The organism is Nostoc sp. C057 (assembly GCF_013393925.1).
Taxonomy (GTDB): domain Bacteria; phylum Cyanobacteriota; class Cyanobacteriia; order Cyanobacteriales; family Nostocaceae; genus Nostoc; species Nostoc muscorum_A.
Genome location: NZ_CP040281.1, coordinates 7,134,003 through 7,153,905 on the forward strand (window position 1 = coordinate 7,134,003; position 19,903 = coordinate 7,153,905).

Consider the following 19,903-nt stretch of genomic DNA (forward strand, 5'->3'; position numbering starts at 1 on the left):
CAATGCCGAAGTCTAATGACCAATAACTAATCAATTCATAAGTTCATAAGAACAATTGTTGCAATGATTTAAACGTTTCTTATACATGGAAGAGTATTTGTTGCAAAGTATTAAGCATTTGCTACAACTGATTATACCTTTGCAAGAAATACTTAAGCGTTTCTTATATATGGAAGAATATTTGTTGCAAACGTTTGAATTTTGACAATTAGTGTTTGAATTTGAGCAATGACTATTTGGTTGATAGTTTCGGGTATAGCAATCCTATTTGATTTGCAAACAGAAATTGTCACTTCAATTGCGATCGCCAGCCTCTACGGACTATACTTTGTGGTTTTAATTCAGTGCAACGCCTGCATACCGCTAGTTCTCCCAGCCCCGTATGTTATCCCAACGATACGCCGACCTACTTATCTTTGAGGGTAATACTGAGGATTCATAACTGGAGACTGATAACCATTTGCCGGTACAGTACTTCCTATCCCATTAGGTACAGGACTGATAACAGGGGGCTGATAACCACTCATGGGTACAGTACCTGTGGTACTGTTGGGTAAAGCAGGATTCCCAATCTGGGGTTGATAACCATTTGCGGGTATAGTGCTTGTGGTACTGTTGGGTGTAACAGCATTTTGGCTAAACTCTTGGTAGGCAGCACGAGAAATTGAGCTAATCAGTTTTTCGGCGCGAGGGTCGTTTTCGGGGCGTTGTACCATGACGGTAGCTATATAGCGCTTGCCAGTGGGAACAACAATTAAACCTGTATCTGCCAGCATAGTCCCGATATCGCCCGTTTTATGGAATGCTCTTGCGCCTGTTCCCAAACCCGATGGTAGTAGAGTGTCCCTTTGGGTGCGACGCAAGATATCGAGCATGAGATCGCGTGATGGCATACTGACTAAATTTCCCTGACTCACAATAGCCATCAAATTCGCCAATTCTTTGGGACTAGTAGTATTTGTTCCTTGCAAATCTGGGAGAATATTACGAATTGTTGTGGTTGTCAATCCCCAAGTGCGGAAACGCTGGTTTAACGCCTCCATCCCTCCTAGCCGAGCAATCAGCATATTTGTCGCCGTGTTGTCGCTGATTGTAATCATTTTAGTGACGACTTCCAGGGCATTGTACTTGGTTCCGGCTGGTTTTGACCCCATATCTCCAGAACCGCCAGCTACCATATCCTGTTGCATGGTCAGCATTTCATCAAGGCGAATTTTCCCCGCATCCACATCCTGGAAAAAGGCAAGTAGAATCGGCACTTTAATTGTGCTAGCTGCTGGAAAACTGGTAGAGCCGTTAACATCCACGTAATTACCAGTGTCCAAATCTACCAAGAAAACACCGGGTGCAAGATTTGGGTAGTTCGCTGCCAAATTTTGCACGGCATTTTTCAAGGAGATAATTTCCTGGGATAGGTATAGGCCGGAAGATGCAGTTGGGGGAGCTTGGGTAGGTTGTGGCTGCGATCGCGCTACATTACTATTAGATTGAGGTGTAGAAGTTGTACTGATGCGATTAGCTGGGTCTAATACTGACAACACCGTGCCCACAATTGCACCCATTCCAACACCCACTATCAACAAGCGCACAACATACAACATAGTTTTGGCCATTGGCTTTAATCGCGTTTTCCGCGATGAACGCAGGCCTCTTTTTGGCTTTTCCATCCGCACTGTTTTCACCATTACAGCACCTGGTCGAAAGGGAGGAATTTTCCCCTTTACAGTTGGTATTGGTTTTACTGCCGTTGGCATGACTAATCCCGATTTTACCCTACGTGTAGCACCAGGGGTTGGGGGGGGAGCAACGCGATTTTTGGAGCGTGCTAGCGCCGCTTCTCGTCCATTGGCAGCTTGCTGCTGGCTATTAGCTTTAACTTTCTTTTGCGCCACTTTTTGAACTTTTTGTGGACGTTGGCGGCGATTTAGGGGTTGTCGCCGCGAGAAAGCTGTTAGTTCGTCACTTGACTCTGACACAGTTACTCCTTGTGACCGACTTGACTGTTTTCTTGCAGACTCCTGACCCAAAACTTAATCTTTAAGCAATATTAATACTCAAATTCCACTTTGCCACTAAGTAGCATTTTTGTGTTTAGTTTAAGCCATATTAAATATTTGGGGGGGTGATTGCGTATATATTAAACGAATAATTATAAGTTTTCACCATCCCTCTGGTTTTTCAAAGCCCATTCTACCTGCTGCAAAATTCCTCGCAGCATAGCTACTTCCCTAGTTTTCAGGTGAGCGCGATTATATAGTTGGCGAAATTTTCCCATGCGACTAGCTGCTGTATGGGGATATACATAACCAATTTTCAGTAATAGTGATTCTAATTGTTGGTAGTATCCCTCTAAAACATCTAAGGGTGCAAGTTCCGTTTGGGTTATGGTCTGAGTGTCAAATTGTTGGGCAGATTGTGACAATTCATAACAACAGATTGCCACAGCAGTAGCTAAATTTAGGGCTACATAATCTTGACTAGTGGGAATACCAACAAACCTCTGGGCATAATTTAATTCTTCATTGCTTAATCCCCGGTCTTCCCTGCCAAAAATCAGGGCTGTGGGCTTTTCTGGTTCCTCTAGTAACCAGGGTAGTGCAGTGCGGGGGTTTTCTAAAGGTGTTTCTAAACTGCGAACGCGACCGGTTGTAGCGATCGCTCGTACACATCCATGCAATGCTTCTGGTAGGGTTGCCACTAATACGGCAGATTCTATAATTTCCTGAGCGTGAACAGCCATCATCAAAGCTTCCGTCGAGAGCGGATCGCATTGGGGGTTCACTAATACTAAATTATATAACCCGAAATTTTTCATTACCCTGGCGATCGCCCCGATATTTATCGGCCCAGCTGGTTCTACCAACACAATTCTTAATCCAGCCAAGCCCATTTTTTGCCTCCTGCGATCGCACCATAAAATATTTTTAGGCTAACTCTCAGCGTTGTAGTTCTGCTGAAGAGTTTTCTTGAAATCATTTTACCTGTTTGACGCACTCACACTTTATAGGGGTGGAATTCAACCACTTATCCCGGATTTCTTACGCATAGTGTAGGCAGAGGGAGAAGAGGAGTGTGGGGAGTGTGGGGAGTGTGGGGGGTAAGACTTCTTCCCACACCTCCCACACCCCTTGATTTCTCACTTGTGAGAAATCAAGGTTATGTGAGATGCTGATTGATGATTAGTGAGTTTTGCCAATGTCTGTTGTTTCTGCCATCACTGTTACTGTTCCCGCCACAACTGCTAATTTGGGGCCTGGTTTTGATTGCATCGGTGCAGCTTTAAAGCTGTACAACGAGTTCAAATTCACTCGCCTAGAAGAAGGTGGGCTAATTATTCATGTCACTGGTACAGAAGCTGAACGAGTCCAAACTGATGAAAGCAATCTCCTTTACCAGGCGTTTGTCAAATTCTATCAACATATAGAGCAAACGCCGCCAACTGTGAAAATAGAGATTAAGTTAGGTGTCCCACTGGCGAGGGGTTTGGGTAGTTCGGCGACAGCGATTGTGGGCGGATTAGTTGCTGCAAATCAACTTGAGGGTGCTACTCTTTCTCAGTCGCAGGTGATGGAGTTAGCGATCGCAATGGAAGGGCATCCTGATAATGTAGTGCCAGCTTTGTTGGGAGGATGTCGTCTGGCTGCTACCAGTGGCACAGCTTGGGAAATTTGTGATGTTCCTTGGCATAAAGATGTTGTACCAGTTGTAGGTATTCCTAATTTTGAACTTTCCACTTCAGAGGCGCGGGGCGTTTTGCCAACTGAGGTGAGTCGCGCTGATGCAATTTTCAATACGGCACATTTGGGGTTACTGTTGCGTGGCTTGGAAACTGGTAACGGACAATGGTTAAAAACAGCTTTGCAAGATAAGCTGCATCAGCCCTATCGGAAAGCTTTGATTCCTGGTTATGATGCTGTCAACATTGCCGCTGTTAGTGCTGGTGCTTATGGTATGGTAATTAGTGGTGCGGGGCCGACACTGTTAGCTTTGGCGGATAAATTACACTCAAAGGCTGTGGAGGCGGCGATGTTAGCTGCTTGGCAAGAAGAAGGAATTACAGCCGAGGTGCGATCGCTATCTCTCGATACCCAAGGCGCAAAAAGCTTTTAAGATTTTATTCAGCACTTAAAACTCAGCACTTAAAACTCGATTTATGGAGCAAATTCAGGCTGAAATGGCGGCGCTTAACTCTCAAATTGAAATTCTTTTAGAAGAACGCGCTGCACTCACTATTAATAATGTCATCTCTAGCGAGAATGATTCACCCCAGGCAATGGTTGAAGCATATCGCCGTCAAGCCAGGGAAAATGCCCAGTTATCAGTTGAACTCCAGGGCATTGATGCTGCGATCGCAGCTTTGGAAGTCCAAATCAAACAAAAACAAAATAAATTAGTGCGTTGGCAAGTTGAATCAAAACAACTTACCCAACAACAGCAGCTAGAAGAAGCGAAAGAAGTGGCACAGGTTCATGCTCAACGCATTAATCAACTGGCTGGAGAATTGGCGGCAGAAGTCCGTTTTCTTAAGGCTTGTGCCAATGAACTGAGTCCAATGTATTGGCAGATTTATTACAAGCCTTTCATTACTGGGTTCAAAACAATCTCCGTTCCTTATGTCCGCTCTGATTTAGAAGTGTGGACAATTGTCAACCGGATTGTTTAATTCTGTGAGCTACAGCATTAAGCGAAAACACCTCTAATTTGCATAACCAAATTTCATCAAACTTTTGTGGTTTATACCAATTTAATATGAAGTTGCACATATCTTGATGCCCCTAAATCCCCCTTAAAAAGAGGGACTTTGATAGATGTTTTTCCGGTTCCCCCCTTTATTAAGGCTACGGTGTACACACAAGTACTATCTGAAAGGGTTTCAGGCGTTATAGACCCCTTAAATTGTCATTACAAGCGCAGTGATAACGGAGCGAAGTAATCACATAATCCCCTGGTTAAAGCGATTGCGTCGTCGTTCCTCCTCGCTCTGGAGAGGCTTCAAGAGCGATCACCTCCGGCGGGATACCGTTGGCGAATTCCCCAAACGGCTAAACTGAACCGATTAGTTCAATAATGAAACGATTGAGAGCCTTCTGAGCAGTTTTATACCCAGTAGCTTGCTTACCTAACTTCAGTTGGGACAAAATGCGATCACGTAAAATTTCAAGTTCCTCTATCGCTAACCCAACAAACTGTTGTGCTGACTTATCAGATGTCCGATGAAACTCACTCTGCGGTGTAATACTCGGTTGGGGTTCGGTTTCTGGTGGAGTGTCAGCTAAAAATTCTGAATTTTCCCGTGTAATACTTGGTAGAGTATTATGCCTAACAATGTGTTCTAAATAATCAGCACGGGTTAAGCCAAAACATTCAGAAGCAATACCAATAGCTTTCCAAGTATCATCTGTTAGTCGCAAAGAGCGCACTTCACGATAGTCATCATTCTTAAGCGCAAACTTTCCTTGAATATCCCGTTTGAACATCAACTTTACCGTGTATTACATCGTAAGTTTAACCGAGAAAGGCGATAATTAACCATGTATTACACGGAAGAAGAGACATTTTTCTTGACGTTTGAGCAACAAGTAATCACGGGTATGCCTAGCACACAGTAGCGTCTGCCAGCCTTGCAAAGTGTGAGGAGCGAGTTTTAGCCCTTGGTATCTTCTCCAACCACGCAAAAACTCGACTTAGATTAATAGCAGCATCTGTGAGAATATGCTGTAGATGAGTTTTCGCTAGCCCAATGTAACGAGAATCGCGCAGCTTCATTTGCTCGGACTCCTTGAGAGATAGTTCCTTCAATGCCGGAGCGCAGTGCATACTGTTGTTGAAACTGTTTAGTTTTTTGCCGCTCTCTAGCTTTCTGGAGAGCTTCGTAATCACATTGCACCTGTATTGTTAAGCCTCGTGCCTGAGTTTTTGCACGAGTACACTGGGAGCGCACAGGACAAACTAAACAATCTGTGGTACGAAAGCTAACACGAATTATTGGGTTGCCATCAGCGTTTTGAGTTTGTTTCCAACGGCTACTCCTCTTGCCTTGAGGACAATAGGCAGTTTCTTGGTTCCAGTTGATTTGAAAATGGGATAAATCAAATCCCAAACCTGCTTTTGATTGCCATCCGACATCAACAGGTACTGGACCCAACAGATCAATGTCATAGTCCTGTTGGGAATGAGAAAGCAACTGTCCACTAGTGTATCCTTGATCTACTAAATGTTGCTCAGGTAAAAGTTCTTTCTCTGCGAGAGCTTGATGGATTGAGGGTATCACTGTTTGGTCTGGACTAGTAGCGGTAGTTGTGACTACATGAGTGATGATTTGTGGCCCATCTTCATCACAACTTTCTGTCAGATGCACTTTATACCCTGTCCAGTTAGTAGCGCGTTTAGTGCTATTACGTACATCTAAATCATAAGCCGACCAAATTCTCACAGATGAGGGTGGACCATCTTGTTCATTGCGTAACTCGATTTTATCCGTGGGCGCATGATATTGTTGTAACCAAACAAGACGTAGGACTTCTATTGCTGGCAGCTTTCTGAGAAACTGTGGGGATGTTTCTGTATAAATGGCATCAAGTAAACGAAAGCCATCAGCCCCCATTAGAGTAGCCAATGCTTCTCTCTCTGGTGCGGTTTTTGGCAGTCGATATTCTTCAAAACGTTTTGTATATCGGTCATACCACTCAATAGGAGCGATGAATTTTAGCCAACTTGGGTCAGCTTCTGCCACCGCATTAAGTGCATAACGTAGGGTTTCACCTAAATGTTCTAATCGGTTCGACGCTCTGACTGCTGCCACAACATGGGTAGAGTCGGTGCGTTGTTTTCCCCTTGCTGAAAGCAGTTTCATGTCTTGAAATCTCGTGAGCATTTTATCTAGTATTTGCTGCTCGATACCCCCACAGATTAGTCGGTCGCGGAATTCACTTAAAACACTAAAATCAAAGCCTGAGTCCGTTAATTCTAACGATAAAGCATATTTCCAATCAATCCTTGCTCGTACTGAAGAAGCTGCTTGTCTATCAGACAGGTTTTCTAAGAATTGCATTAACAGTATCATTGCTAGTCGCCAAGGTGCTTGTGCTGACTGCCCCCTTAGAGGATATACAGATTATTGTCTTCATCCTGAAACAAGATTCCCAGTTCGTCGCGCAGGCGCATATATAAATTACTTTTTGGAAATGCGGTCTTAGCTACACGTACCGTTTCATCGGGAATAGGAGGAATTTCTTCAGGATGTAAGCACATATACTACCTCCACAAGTATTTCTTCTAGTTTATTGATAATTGATGCAGCTAACTTAAATTTTTTCTTACCGTATATTACACGGGCAGGTTGCCTAGTCTCGCCATGTAATACATGGTAAAATCAGCGTTTTTATGTTAAGTAATGTTTCGCCAACAGTATCCGGCGGGCGGGTACGCCATCGCACAATCCTATTGCTAGATGACGAAACCAAAGAACTCTTGCAAAAGTGTTTTGTGGTATAATTAGGGGTTTGGCAATTTGTGATTAGGACTTTGAGGAGCAGTGAAAATAGAGAAAGCCAAGCAGCTTACTGCAAAAAAATTTAAGCGAATGACTGGAGTGAGCCGTAAAACCTTTGAATTAATGGTTGATGTAGTTAAAGCTGATGTTCAAAAGAAGAAGAAGCCTGGTCGCCGTCCTAAATTAATTATTGAAGACCAAGTTTTAATGGTCATCCAATATTGGAGAGAGTACCGCACTTACTATCATATTGGATTAGATTTTGAGCTTTCAGAATCTGCGGTTTGCCGAATAGTTTTTAAAATCGAAAATATTTTAATTAAGTCCAGAAAGTTTAGTCTACCAGGGAAAAAACAATTATGGAAAATATCATCTGAGGAAGGTTTAGTCGTAATGGATGTTACCGAGAGTCCAATTGAAAAACCTCAGAAAGGTCAAAAAGGATTTTTAGCGGAAAACAGGGAGAACATACTTTAAAAACGCAGGTAGTAATCTACCAAAAAAGCAGCCAAATCATCTGTTTGGGGCATGATAAGGGAAAAATCCATGATTTTCGCTTATTTAAAAATAGTGGAATAAAATTTGGAGAATTAGTTAAGGTAATAGCGGATAAAGGCTATCAAGGAATTGCTAAAATTCATCAATTAAGTGAAACACCAATTAAAAAACCGAAAGGAAAAAAGTTGACGAAAGAACAGAAAAAATACAATCGGGAACTCAATCGATTAAGAATTGTTGTTGAACACGTAAATCGTCGTTTAAAGATATTTAAAATTTTGTCTGATAGATATCGAAATCGTCATCGACGTTTTGGGTTAAGATCGAATTTAATTGCGGGAATTTATAATCACGAATTAGCCATATAAATCGGATATAAATTGGATAAAAAAATCGAATTAATCCAATAACTTCAGTATTAATCAATAACTGAAGTGATGTTTACTGCCATCTTCTTGACTAGCGGTAAGCAAAGCCATGCCGTAGGCTTATCGCCAGATAATACTTGTTAGAAGAAAATCATAATCTCTTACTATTTTAATGTCCCTAAATTGAAAATAAAAATAACCCTTAATTATACCACAAAATATTTATGCAAGAGTTCTTGTCACTAAAGGCTGAACTCTCGGTCAGATGCAAGTGTAAGTCTTGCCATTCAGACTCAGAATTGACTCCTTATCTGCCCACACCGAATAAGCTCGGTTCTTGTAGAGTGAAGCTGGGAACAGGGTGCAATCAGACGACCGTTGCGGGTTGACACTGGTGCTAACAGGGAGTTCCCAAGGTGAAACAGAGCCTAGAAAAGCAACTTAGCCAGGAATAGGGCGCAACATAAAAACCCTAACTTCATTGGAAAATCCCGCCGCATTCTAGAGGTGATAGCGGCAAGAGTCTAGGGAATCCAATAGTTGAAATGGCTACACCTAACGGAACAATCAATCTCTCCGAGGGAACGAATAAAAACTAATTGTGGGTCTTGAGACAGTCGAATCTCAGGTAGACCAGACGAGCGGAGGAATCCCCACAGTTAGGGTAGGACAGTCCGTAATTAGACTGAGGTGTTCAGAAAATACAAACTAGAGAAGAGAAAATGATTAGACACAGTTACCAAACTAGTGAATCTTGGAAAGCCTTACCGTGGAAGAAATTCCGCCGAAATCTTTTCCGCCTTCAAAAGCGCGTATTTAAAGCGGTTCAAGTTGGAGACAAGCGGAAAGCGCGGTTTCTCCGCAAACGCGGAATGCAAGTAAGCCAAAAGAAAACCAAAATAACCGCTACGACAGATGGTTTTGACTTCCTCGGCTGGAACCTTAGAGTTCAGAGCAACGGAAAATTTAGAAGCACTCCATCAGTGGGTAACTTTAAAGCCTTCCGTAAGAAAGTAAAAGCTATCGTTAAATGAACCGTATTGGTCTATGAGTTTTCGTAACGTGCATTAACCATTAGTTGTTGACAATATTTATGATTCATTATCAAACCACCAAGGGTCATTAGTCGCATTAGTTTTAATTAAAATAGCTTTTTTTCGCATGAACCGTTTTAGCGCTGCTGCACCCATGCGCGATCCTCCCATCCCGGAGAATTTAAAGGCGTTTTTCTCTCCCTCGTGCATGATGGCAGTGAGTGCAGCATCGTTGATACTAATAGCACCTGCTTCTATCTGCTGGGCAATTTCTAAGGCTTCAGCTTCCGAGGCAAAAACAGCAGCACTTAATCCATAAATTGAATCATTTGCTAAAGACACCGCTTCCTCAACTGTGGAAAAAGGCATTATTGGCATAATGGGGCCAAAAGTCTCTTCGGTCATCACTTTCATGGAATGATTAACCTGGGTAAGCACTGTTGGACGACACCACCAACCCCCACCCAAGTCTTCAATTACGCCGCCGCAGTGAATGACTGCCCCATTTTCTACTGCATCTAGGAGATGATCGCTAATAATTGCGGCTTGTCTTTCGGCGATGATGGGGCCAATTTCTCCACTTTCGACAGTGGGGTAGGCTAGCCCAAGGCGATGTGCTTTGGCTACTAATTGATGGTAAAACTTTTCAAATATGGATTCAGCAACATAAATCCGCTCAATTGATAAGCACGACTGTCCAGTGTTGACGACGGAACCCCACAAGATTGCTGAGGTTGCTAATTCTAAATTGGCTGATTCTAAAACGATCGCAGGATCTTTTCCTCCTAATTCCAAAAAAGCTGGAATAAACCGTTTAGCAGCCGCTTCTGCCACTTTTCGCCCTGTGGCTACACTGCCTGTAAAGCACACTAAGTCTACATTGTCAATTAAAATAGATCCGGTTGCACCTGCTCCTTCAACAAAAGTTAAGACATCGCGCAATTTAGGGACGGCGTTGAGTGCTGTTGTCAGTGGTGCAACGAAGCGGGGAGCGATTTCACTGGGTTTAACAATGACAGCACAACCCGCCAACAACGCCGGAATGGTATCAATAGTTGAGAGCAACAGAGGAAAATTCCACGGGCTAATGATCCCCACTAGGGGGTAAGGAACGGATGTTTGTTGCAAGGCGATAAATGGAATTGCTGTGTTTTTTGCAGAGTCTTGCAGCAATTCTGGTGCTAACCTACACCACCGATCAATGCTAGAGAGGAAAGAGTCTATTTCTAATATTGAGGTTGATAATCTTCCCGTATCATTTACCAGAGCTTCCGTTAAGCGATCGCGCTCTGATACTATCGCTGCCTTCCACTGCTGTAAAGCTTCAATTCTCCCCTCTAAACCCAGCTTTTGCCAGTTAACTTGTGCCCGCCGCGATCGCTTGCATTGCTGTGCTAGCAACCTTGGGGGTGGCGGGATAATTACGTAATCAAATTTGCCATTTCGGGGATTGCGAACTTCTATTGGTTTTGTCATTGGTCATTTGTCATTGGTCATTTGTCATTGGTCATTTGTCATTGGTCATTGGGCATTGGGCATTAATCAATAATTCTCCTTCCCCATTCCCTATTCCCTATTCCCCATTCCCCATTCCCCAATTCAAATTATCCCCAGTTGGGCTAACCGATCAATTGTGGCTTGCTGGGTTTGCAAAAAGTGTTTGCGGTCTATTTCTCCCTCCAGCATAGTATTAGCTGGGTAAAAGTGTGATTGGTGATAACTTTCGGCGTATAGTTCAAAGCGTTGGCGAGCAAGTAAATTATGTAACCCCGGTCGGCGGCGATCGCGGCGTAAGGCTCCTAAATCAATCTCGGCAAACGCTGCCATGCTCTCACCTGCACCTGTCTCGGCTAAAACGATTCCGCGATGATCGATGATTTTAGAACCACCATCAGCCGAAGCTATGGGGATGGCAATATTAGCGATACCTGCGGTATTGGCTGAAACCACGTAAGCCATATTTTCGACGGCGCGAGTGATTTTTGCCGCGTCTTTGGGAGTGAGGTTTTTGTTGTATACTTCCGAAGTGGAATGGACAAAAATCTCTGCTCCTCGCATCGCCAGACATCTTGCCACTTCTGGATATAAAATTTCTTCTGATGCTAAAGCTGCTAAATTACCGATCGCAGTTTTGGCTACTGGGAAAACTCCCTCTAAACCATAACAGTCAAGATATTTATCCCAAACATCATGAGGAGTGGGAGCAAATAAGGAATTTAGCCGCCGATATCGCAAGACGATTGAGCCGGAGGGGTCAAGAATAAAGCAGGTTTGGAAGTACAATCCAGGAAAGTTGGGATCAACTTCGTAGGCGTTACCAGCTAAAAATATTTTATGCTTTTGGGCAATTTTACCCAGCGCCTCATACTCTGCACCAGCCATTTCTATACAGGCTTTTTCTGCCCATCCTCCGAGACTATCTCCCATTGGAAAACCTGTGAGGAAATATTCTGGCAGTACAATTAAACGACAATCAAAGCCAATGAAAGCGATACTGGCAGCAATTTGTTGAGCTAGGCGGTTGATAGTGTTTTGCATGAGTGATCGCGCTTCGTGGCGATCGCTTGTTTGATTGACTGCATGACAGGTAACTTGCAGCGCCAAAGCCCGGAATGAGTTGAGATTATCAGTATTATCTGCCATGCTGTATCCAAATTTTTTTACTACCTTATAGAATACGCTCGCCACCCCAGAGCGATCGCACTAATTTATCCGTCATTTCTGCCCCAAATAGCCGCACAGCAATTTGGTTGTCTGGGTCGCGTTCTGCAACAGTACGGCGCACAAATAAGTCACGCTCAGATAAAGCAGTCCGTTCTGATTCTGCTACTAGTTCAGCTTCATCTACCCAACCTAGCCAACGATCTATCATCTCATGCGCTACCGTGTGGACACGAGCAAGTGTCTCTTCTGTAACTGGACTGGTGTAACACAAACTAGTATGAGATTGTACCTGACGGATATACAGCGTTTTGCTAATATACTGCTGAAAACGTGAATCTTTCAGGAACGCCAAATATGTCTGGTTCACAGGTTCGTAGTAACGATCCAAATAGTCGAGGTCAGTGAATAGATCAGTGCGAGGGACGTAATCTATAAAAAAGAACAGTTCTGGAACCGTGGCAAAGACAATAGCCAAATGAGGAACACGAATCTGCGACTTGAGCCAAACAGTTAGGTGCATATTGCAAAAGCCAGATTTAGGTTCGCGCAACCATGAATGCACAAGCCAATCAATTTCTGGGCCAGAGAAGGTATTGAGTGAGCCGTGCGCTTCTCCAATCAAGGCAGAGTACTTTTGAAAGTTTTCGGTAGACGGATCTGAATGTAATTCAAAAAAAGCGTCTATTTTCTCACGGAGTTCATTTGTCCAACCCCACAACTGCTCAAATAAGGCTGTATTGTCTACATTAATTTGCTGCTCAAGCATTGTTTGTACCCTTTTAGATAAGAATGCAAACAAACATAATATAAAAGCAAAAAACCAGCATCTAGCTTCTGCCAGAATTCTTTCACTGAGCCAGAACAACTGTAAAATGGCGTGGAATTATTGTTTGCTTCTCCTGTCTTTGGATAAACTTAATTTAAACAAAAAACTCCAGGTAGAAGAGAGAATGTCAAATTTCCGCGATCGCACAGAGTCAAACACCGATAAAGTTTTACTCATCGGAGTTACTGGCGGCACAGGTGGAAATGTCGTCAAGGGATTTCTCGAGCAGGGAGTTACCAACCTGCGAGTCATCACTAGAGAAATTGACTTTAATCGTCCAACTCTTGCAAAGCTCAATGATGCCGGAGTTGAACTGGTAAAAGCCAACCTCGACGATGAAACTTCTCTCATAGCAGCCTTTGCAGGAATTTCGGCTGTTTACTGCCACGCCACTTCTGCGGACTCCGCTAAAATTGACCCGCTAGAGGTAGAGAGAGCAAGGCGAGTTGCACAAGCTGCCAAGCAAGCTGAAATTAAGCACTTTGTCTACAATTCCGCAGGTGGGGCGGATAGAAATTCAGGAATCCCTCGCATTGAACAAAAGTATCAAGTAGAGAAAATTCTCAAAGAAGCGGGCTTACCGACTACCATGTTGCGAGCTTGCTTGTTTATGGAGGAGTTTTGGAAGAAGTACACGCGACCTTCTATTCTCAAAGGTAGTTTTCCGTTTTCAATTCAGCCAGACAAACCCCTTCATCTAATTACAACTAAGGATATGGGCCGCGTTGCTGCCTATGTAATCAAACATCCTACCAAGTATATTGGTCAAGAAATTGAGCTAGCTGGTGATGTGTTGACTCCAAAGCAAATGGCAGAGGCATTCTCTCAAGCGCAGGGGATAAAAGTTGTCCATAAAGAGACACCTGCTTGGATTTTCTTACTCCTGCTGCAAAAAGAACTGTTCGATTTGATTCAGTGGTATCGCAAAAAAGGTTATCAAGCCGATGTCCAGCGTTTACGAGAAGAGTTTCCTGGACTTCTAACAACATTTAGTGAATTTTTGGCAGAAACTCACTGGTCAAATGCGGAACTCACCTATGAGAGTCTGCGATCGCATTAGTACACTGTGGCAAAAGTTTGCTTACCTTTAACAAGTTGCTCAGAGCAACTGATTAAGCTAGGTGAGAGGTAACTTGCAGTGCCAAGATCCGGAATGAGTTGAGATTATCAATATTATCTGCCCTGCTGTGTCTAAATTTTCTTAACGATTACACCTCCCCAGAGCGATCGCACAAGTTTATCTGCCAACTCAGAACCAAACATCTGTGCGACAAATTTATTGCCTGGATCGCGTTCAGCACTGGTACGCCTTACCAACAAATCACGAGTTGCCAAAGCGTTGCGTGCATCTTCTGGTAAGGGTTCAGCTGTATCTATCCAAGTTAGCCAGCGATCGAGGGTTTCGTGTGCAAGTGTGCGAGTTAGTTCGAGGGTTCCCAAGGTGGGTGCGCCTGAGTAGCACAATTTAACAGGCGATTGAAATAATCGAAGATACAGACTTTTGCTGGTAAATACCTTGAGGCGCGAATCTTCCTGTAACTTTAAGAATGTTTGATTAACTGGCTCATAGTAGCGATCGAGATATGCCAAATCGGTTAAAAGCTCAGTTCGAGCAATGTAATCTATATAAAATAATATATTTCCATTTGGAAGTGTGCCAAACTCAAAAGCCAAATGAGGAACCTGAATATGCGACTTCAACCAAGTGGTGAGACGCATAGTGCTAAAGTTTGATTTTTCCGGGTTTCCTAGCCACGAATGCACCAGCCAGTCAATTTCTTCCCCAGAAAAAGCAGTCAGTGAACCCTTCATATTGCCATCGAGACTGCTGTATTGCTGTAAATCTTCTACAGAAGGGTCTGGATGTAAATGGAAACGAGCCTCTAGTTTTTGGTGGAGTTCTTTTGTAATTCCCCACAACTTTTCAAATACAGCCTTATTGTCTAGATCGCTTGGTTGCTGAGTCATAGTTTGAGTTTGCGGTTTTTCTATAAACTTTATTTTAGTTTGCCACTTTTTGGTATCTAGCTAGTTGCCAAAATCAAGTAACGTATTCATCAAATTTAGGGCTGTGATAAAAAGCCCATTAACTGAAGCATGATAAAGCTATTTCAGCAATCTGTATCAGCCGATGATTCTTCATTTGGCTCTTAATTTAGATGAATATTTTCAAAGAGATATATAGAAATTCGGTTTGATTTATGAAAAGATACGTAGGCTGTATTAACAATTGTGTAGCACACGCAAGCCTCGATAATGATGCGTTACAAACTTCCTTCAAACACACTCTACAATACCTAATTATGTTCAAAAATCTAATAGTAATTCTAATAATCAAATATTTTTCAACAGCAAACTTATGAGAATTTAGTTTACCTAATTAGCCAAAAAATGATTTTGAAACTTTGTTAATACATTATTTTAATACTCTCTTAATGCTGCCTGAAAAAGTTTTTCCAACTATTTATTCGGTATTAATACTGAAAAAAAGGCTTATGGGAAGTGTTAATTTTAGTTAATACACAATTATAATCTCTCTAAAAAAACAATATAAAAATGCGCCTGCCTTACAAACTGAGATTTGTTTCTTCTCAACTAGTAACTGTAACAGTACTGCTGACATTACTCTTGTTTATTCCTCAAATTTGGCTTAACTGGCAAGTATACTATAACTTCAATAGTATTATTAAACATGAATTTAAACTACAAACGCTAAGTGATGAAATTACTTATCTTGATGAAGTATTAACGATGTCAGCTCGGATGAATGCTGCTACAGGAAACTCTATCTGGGAAAAACGATATCGCCAATTTGAGCCTAAACTCGATATTGCTATTAAAGAATCTATCAAACTGGCTCCTAAAGCATATCAAAATGAGGATGCCCAAAAAATTGATGTTGCTAATCAACTTTTGGTCACAATGGAATATAAATCTTTTGAGTTAGTTAACAAAAATCAAAAAGAGACAGCACAACTACTACTTTCTAGCCGAGAATATGAAACTCAGAAACACATTTATGCTGATGGTGTTGCCAAAAGAAATAGTAATATATTAGTTCAGTTACAGCAGAAGGTTGATGAATATTATAAAAGAATATTTTGGGCAGTTTTAGAATCTGTTATAAGTTTAGCACTACTGATTCCAGCATGGCTTTTAGTATTGAATTTATTGCAGCAATATTTAAAAGATAAAAAAATTGCTCAAGCCGCCTTAGAAGAAACAAATTGTAGCTTGGAAATGCAAGTGGCGGAGAGAACGGCAAAATTAGAACACAAAAATATTCAACTAGAACAGACACTACAAGAATTACAATACACTCAAGTACAACTTGTTCAAACCGAAAAAATGTCCTCATTAGGTCAGTTAGTTGCTGGTGTTGCTCATGAAATCAATAATCCAGTTAATTTCATTTATGGAAATCTAATACATATTAGAAAATATAGTCAGCAATTACTAACTTTAATTAACCTGTATCAGCAAGAAAATTGTAATTATAATCCAGAAATAACTAGTTTGATTAACAAGATAGATTTAGAGTTTATTCTTGATGATTTGCCAAAAATATTATCCTCAATGGAAATTGGTACTGAGCGCATTTGTGAGATTGTGCTAACTTTGCGGAACTTCTCGCGTCTTGATGAAGCAGAAATGAAACCTGTTGATATTCATGAAGGAATTAATAGCACGCTAGTAATTTTAGAGCATCGCCTTAAAGAAAATCATAAGCAGCAAGAAATTGCAATAATTAAAAATTATGGTGATTTGCCTCTTATTGAATGTTATGCAGGAGGATTAAATCAGGTATTTATGAATATCTTAAGTAATGCTATTGACGCTTTATATGAACAGCAAGAAGACTATTTAAAAAAAGATGTTACAAAACATCTGAATTCTATTATTATCCATACTAAAGTTAAAGATGAAGATTTTGTAATTATTAGTATTAAAGACAATGGGATAGGAATATCAGAGAAAGTTAAGACTAGATTGTTTGACCCTTTTTTTACTACTAAACCTGTAGGTAAAGGTACTGGCTTAGGATTATCTATTAGTTACCAAATTATAGTAGAGAAGCATAAGGGAAAAATCAGCTGCATTTCTGCACCTGGGAAGGGTACAGAATTTGTAATTGAGATTCCCATCAAGCAGATGCAGTAAGGAAATATAAACTCATTTGGGATTTTCTAGGTTTTTAGGGCTAACCCAAGCGTATTAATTTATAGTCATATCTTTGACATAATCTCGCAATGGTTTTGTCAATATGCTCTGCAATAATTCACTCATTAAACTGTTTAACGGAACTAGGCAGGTAATTCCTGCCTTTTTTAATCAATGCCTTCTAGCAAGGTAAGGCATTAAGCTGTTACGCAAATAAGATTGCACATCAACTGGTGAGGTTGTCCTTTGTCCTTGGTAAACACTTTTGACAAATGACAAATGACAAATGACTAATGACTAATGACGGTCTACACGGAAAATATTGCAATATGTAGGCGCGTTAGCTTACTCTTTAATTATGGGCGATTTCCCTTTACCTGAGAATTACTGATAGAAAATCCTCGACGGGTAGGTTTAATATTAGCTAATTCCACCTTAAAACTTACCTTATCAGTCATTTCACCACTTCTCGCTTCCAAATCCCACTTTCCAGGGCGCAAATTCCAAAATAAAGAATTAGCTGAATTTGTATCTAATTTTTCCCCATTTAGCCACCATTCAACAGACGCAGATTTATTTCCCGCTAGCTTAAATTCGAGTTTTTGCTTCGTTTCTTCACCTGGATAGACTAAAAATAAATCGCCATGATGCGGGGACAAAATTCTCAAATTGGTAGAAACAAGACTCGATTGCTGTTGTTTTGCCAACCACTCGTTATACTCTGGTGGTAAGTTAAATTGCTTGTCACTTTCGTAGGCAATTTTATCTTCTGGATAGAAATATTCTTGCACCACTGAAGTACAATCTGGTGTTGGTCGTAATCCCGAAATTGCACAAATAGGTAATTGCACTAAACCTTCTGGAGGCGGAAAAGCTGCTGGTTCTTGATGTTCGTGCAGGTGTAGCATAATCCGATTCCACAAAGGTGCAGCGCCTGTCACACCTGAAACTTGTCGCATCGGTTCCCCGTTGAAATTGCCTACCCAAGTAGCGACGGTGTAATCAGTAGTGAAGCCAACTGTCCAAGTATCACGAAAATTGGAAGAAGTGCCAGTTTTAACAGCAACAGGAAAGGGTAAATTTAACACAGAGTTTACACCAAATGCTGTTGCACGAGCATGATTATCACTGAGGATATTAGTAATTAATTGCCATATCGTAGTTGAATTTTGGATGTTACATCGCATATTTGGTGCGCTTTCAGCGCAACTTTGATTTTGGATTGGAGAATCGGAAAATGTGCTTACTAAAGGGATAGACTCTCCAAGTCGTGCCATAGTAACGTAAGCTCTAGCTAATTCCCATAAACTGACTTCGCCGCTACCGAGAGTTAACCCTAAACCGTAATGTTCTGGGGTTTGATTGAGATTTTCAAACCCAAGTTGATGCAATCGTTCTAAAAAAGTTTGCACACCTACTTTTTCTAAAACCCTGACTGCGGGTACATTTAACGAATTTGCTAAAGCGATTCGCACCCGCACAGGGCCAAGAAAGCGTTCGGTGTAGTCGGTTGGGCTATAAAGTCTCGCGCCGGGAATTGCATAACGGGCGGGGACATCTGCCAAAATGGTATTTGGGCGAATTAAACCTTTTTCTAAAGCTAATTCATAGACAAAAGGCTTGAGGGTAGAACCAGGTTGACGTAGCGCTTGCACTCCATCATTGCGTCCTAGTTTTGCTTGATTAAAGTAATCAGGTGAACCGACATAAGCCAAAACTTCACCAGTGTGGTTGTCAATCACCAACGCAGCTGCATCATGAACATTATTAGCGGCGAGAGAAGAAATCACCTGCTGCACCTGTGCTTCGACAAACTGCTGTAAAGGCCGATTTATAGTTGTGCGAATAACGGATTGATCCGCCCTAACCCCCCTTAATAAGGGGGGGATTAAGCCCTGCTTTTCAAGGGGAGTTGGAGAGATTTGATTGGCTAACCAAAATAAAAAGTGTGGTGCGGCGATAATTCCCCGTGGGCGAGATTGAAACACAACTTTTTCGGTTTGTGTTCGGTCTGTGTTCGTCGAAGACGTTGGCGCAGCCATCGCACCACTAATATATTTTTCCTCTACCATACGATTAAGGACGTATTTTTGTCGCTGCTTTAACCGTTCCCAATGTTCATAAGGGTTAAAGTATGTGGGATTATTGGGGATAGCGGCCAACAAACTGGCTTGAGCAAGATTTAACTCACTCGCTGGGATGGAAAAATAAGTCTGTGCGGCTGCTTCTACACCATATATATTCCCGCCCATTGGTAGCCGATTAATATATGCAGAGAGAATTTCATCTTTATTCATCCCTGCTGTTAACCGCCAAGATAGCCAAATCTCTTGCAGTTTACCAGAAAAGCTGCGGGGGACGGGATCTAACATCCGCGACAGTTGCATAGTAATAGTGGAAGCGCCGGAAACAATTCGTTTCGCGTGGATGGCTTCTTTGCTGGCGCGGATAACAGCTTTCATATCCAACGCGCCGTGATGGTAAAAGCTGCCATCCTCGGCGGCTAAAATAGCATGGATAAACTGGGGCGAAACTTGATTTAGCGGTACAACTGATGTATGTTCTTGGTCACGGGTGAGCAATGTTCCTAATGGTAAACCATTGCGATCGCTAAATTGCATTGCCAGTTGATTTTGGGCAATATCTGCGGCTCGAACGGGCGCAAAATAGGGTAATAAGCGTATAATCAGGCAGATTACCAGCACAGCTAGGATAAATTTGCTACTGTGCTTAATTTGGAGTAGCGATCGTAAAATTAGTTTCATCAGGGAATCCCTGTCAAGAAAACCTACCTTAATTTTGACGCAGCGATTACATCTATATCAGTAAATATGTCAAATCCTTAATAATTTATTTGAAA

Annotated in this window: 14 protein-coding genes and 2 pseudogenes; 7 read left to right on the top strand and 9 right to left on the bottom strand. The window is 41.9% G+C overall.

Annotation, left to right across the window (positions count from 1 at the left end):
• Nucleotides 1–228 precede the first annotated feature (228 nt).
• Nucleotides 229–420, top strand: a complete 192-nt coding sequence (locus FD724_RS30235) for a hypothetical protein (RefSeq protein WP_179075163.1) — start codon at nucleotides 229–231, stop codon at nucleotides 418–420.
• Here the strand turns inward: FD724_RS30235 and FD724_RS30240 are convergent.
• Nucleotides 411–1,976, bottom strand: coding sequence for a serine hydrolase (locus FD724_RS30240; protein WP_179075164.1), 1,566 nt, complete (start codon nucleotides 1,974–1,976; stop codon nucleotides 411–413). The two genes, FD724_RS30235 and FD724_RS30240, sit on opposite strands and share 10 nt — an antisense overlap.
• Nucleotides 1,977–2,149: 173 nt before the next feature.
• Nucleotides 2,150–2,890 (bottom strand): RNA methyltransferase, encoded by a 741-nt coding sequence (locus FD724_RS30245; protein ID WP_163931278.1) that lies wholly within the window; start codon nucleotides 2,888–2,890, stop codon nucleotides 2,150–2,152.
• 305 nt (nucleotides 2,891–3,195) lie between these two features.
• Here FD724_RS30245 and thrB point away from each other — a divergent pair, with 305 nt between their 5' ends.
• Nucleotides 3,196–4,110: a homoserine kinase gene (gene thrB, locus FD724_RS30250; RefSeq protein WP_179075165.1), complete on the top strand. Its 915-nt coding sequence runs from the start codon at nucleotides 3,196–3,198 to the stop codon at nucleotides 4,108–4,110.
• Between the two features lie 43 nt (nucleotides 4,111–4,153).
• Nucleotides 4,154–4,663, top strand: a complete 510-nt coding sequence (locus FD724_RS30255) for a hypothetical protein (protein WP_179075166.1) — start codon at nucleotides 4,154–4,156, stop codon at nucleotides 4,661–4,663.
• 379 nt (nucleotides 4,664–5,042) lie between these two features.
• Here FD724_RS30255 and FD724_RS30260 read toward each other — a convergent pair whose 3' ends face one another.
• Both FD724_RS30260 and FD724_RS30265 read right to left on the bottom strand, forming a co-directional pair.
• Nucleotides 5,043–5,477 carry a hypothetical protein gene (locus tag FD724_RS30260; RefSeq protein WP_179075167.1) on the bottom strand — a complete coding sequence of 145 codons (435 nt, stop codon included), beginning with the start codon at nucleotides 5,475–5,477 and terminating at the stop codon, nucleotides 5,043–5,045.
• A 118-nt stretch (nucleotides 5,478–5,595) separates the two neighbouring features.
• Nucleotides 5,596–7,251: pseudogene (locus tag FD724_RS30265) on the bottom strand (IS1182 family transposase).
• 283 nt (nucleotides 7,252–7,534) lie between these two features.
• Here FD724_RS30265 and FD724_RS30270 point away from each other — a divergent pair.
• Nucleotides 7,535–8,358 (top strand): IS5 family transposase gene (locus FD724_RS30270; RefSeq protein WP_179075168.1). Its coding sequence is split into 2 segments (ribosomal slippage): nucleotides 7,535–7,934 and nucleotides 7,934–8,358, totalling 825 coding nucleotides; the frame shifts between segments, so codons are not numbered across the junction.
• 722 nt (nucleotides 8,359–9,080) lie between these two features.
• A pseudogene (locus FD724_RS42175) lies at nucleotides 9,081–9,224 on the top strand (reverse transcriptase N-terminal domain-containing protein); the annotation flags it as partial.
• Nucleotides 9,225–9,449: 225 nt separating this feature from the next.
• On the opposite strand, the gene FD724_RS30280 reads toward FD724_RS42175, so the two are convergent.
• The 3 genes from FD724_RS30280 to FD724_RS30290 all read right to left on the bottom strand — a co-directional run bounded on the left by FD724_RS30280 (nucleotide 9,450) and on the right by FD724_RS30290 (nucleotide 12,822).
• Complete coding sequence (locus FD724_RS30280) at nucleotides 9,450–10,868, bottom strand: aldehyde dehydrogenase family protein (RefSeq protein WP_179075170.1); 1,419 nt, start codon at nucleotides 10,866–10,868, stop codon at nucleotides 9,450–9,452.
• Nucleotides 10,869–10,991: 123 nt separating this feature from the next.
• Nucleotides 10,992–12,035, bottom strand: a complete 1,044-nt coding sequence (locus FD724_RS30285) for a nitrilase-related carbon-nitrogen hydrolase (RefSeq protein ID WP_179075171.1) — start codon at nucleotides 12,033–12,035, stop codon at nucleotides 10,992–10,994.
• Nucleotides 12,036–12,060: 25 nt separating this feature from the next.
• Nucleotides 12,061–12,822 carry a red chlorophyll catabolite reductase gene (locus FD724_RS30290; RefSeq protein ID WP_179075172.1) on the bottom strand — a complete coding sequence of 254 codons (762 nt, stop codon included), beginning with the start codon at nucleotides 12,820–12,822 and terminating at the stop codon, nucleotides 12,061–12,063.
• 106 nt (nucleotides 12,823–12,928) lie between these two features.
• Here FD724_RS30290 and FD724_RS30295 point away from each other — a divergent pair, with 106 nt between their 5' ends.
• Nucleotides 12,929–13,942: an NmrA family NAD(P)-binding protein gene (locus FD724_RS30295; protein ID WP_256874399.1), complete on the top strand. Its 1,014-nt coding sequence runs from the start codon at nucleotides 12,929–12,931 to the stop codon at nucleotides 13,940–13,942.
• Nucleotides 13,943–14,073: 131 nt separating this feature from the next.
• Here FD724_RS30295 and FD724_RS30300 read toward each other — a convergent pair whose 3' ends face one another.
• Nucleotides 14,074–14,850: a red chlorophyll catabolite reductase gene (locus FD724_RS30300; protein ID WP_179075173.1), complete on the bottom strand. Its 777-nt coding sequence runs from the start codon at nucleotides 14,848–14,850 to the stop codon at nucleotides 14,074–14,076.
• Nucleotides 14,851–15,438: 588 nt separating this feature from the next.
• Between FD724_RS30300 and FD724_RS30305 the strand changes: the two genes are divergently transcribed.
• Nucleotides 15,439–17,043: a sensor histidine kinase gene (locus FD724_RS30305; protein ID WP_179075174.1), complete on the top strand. Its 1,605-nt coding sequence runs from the start codon at nucleotides 15,439–15,441 to the stop codon at nucleotides 17,041–17,043.
• 356 nt (nucleotides 17,044–17,399) lie between these two features.
• Here the strand turns inward: FD724_RS30305 and pbpC are convergent, their stop codons facing one another.
• Entirely contained in the window at nucleotides 17,400–19,808 is a 2,409-nt protein-coding gene (pbpC, locus tag FD724_RS30310; protein ID WP_179075175.1) for a penicillin-binding protein 1C, read from the bottom strand.
• Nucleotides 19,809–19,903 lie beyond the last annotated feature (95 nt).

Excerpts from the sequence above, each read along its gene's own strand:
- FD724_RS30305 (WP_179075174.1), top strand. The coding sequence starts at position 15,439 with ATGCGCCTGCCTTACAAACTGAGATTTGTTTCTTCTCAACTAGTAACT.
- FD724_RS30285 (WP_179075171.1), bottom strand. The coding sequence starts at position 12,035 with ATGGCAGATAATACTGATAATCTCAACTCATTCCGGGCTTTGGCGCTG.
- FD724_RS30295 (WP_256874399.1), top strand. The coding sequence starts at position 12,929 with ATGGCGTGGAATTATTGTTTGCTTCTCCTGTCTTTGGATAAACTTAAT.
- FD724_RS30235 (WP_179075163.1), top strand. The coding sequence starts at position 229 with ATGACTATTTGGTTGATAGTTTCGGGTATAGCAATCCTATTTGATTTG.
- FD724_RS30280 (WP_179075170.1), bottom strand. The coding sequence starts at position 10,868 with ATGACAAAACCAATAGAAGTTCGCAATCCCCGAAATGGCAAATTTGAT.
- pbpC (WP_179075175.1), bottom strand. The coding sequence starts at position 19,808 with ATGAAACTAATTTTACGATCGCTACTCCAAATTAAGCACAGTAGCAAA.
- FD724_RS30245 (WP_163931278.1), bottom strand. The coding sequence starts at position 2,890 with ATGGGCTTGGCTGGATTAAGAATTGTGTTGGTAGAACCAGCTGGGCCG.
- FD724_RS30300 (WP_179075173.1), bottom strand. The coding sequence starts at position 14,850 with ATGACTCAGCAACCAAGCGATCTAGACAATAAGGCTGTATTTGAAAAG.
- FD724_RS30260 (WP_179075167.1), bottom strand. The coding sequence starts at position 5,477 with ATGTTCAAACGGGATATTCAAGGAAAGTTTGCGCTTAAGAATGATGAC.
- FD724_RS30290 (WP_179075172.1), bottom strand. The coding sequence starts at position 12,822 with ATGCTTGAGCAGCAAATTAATGTAGACAATACAGCCTTATTTGAGCAG.
- thrB (WP_179075165.1), top strand. The coding sequence starts at position 3,196 with ATGTCTGTTGTTTCTGCCATCACTGTTACTGTTCCCGCCACAACTGCT.
- FD724_RS30255 (WP_179075166.1), top strand. The coding sequence starts at position 4,154 with ATGGAGCAAATTCAGGCTGAAATGGCGGCGCTTAACTCTCAAATTGAA.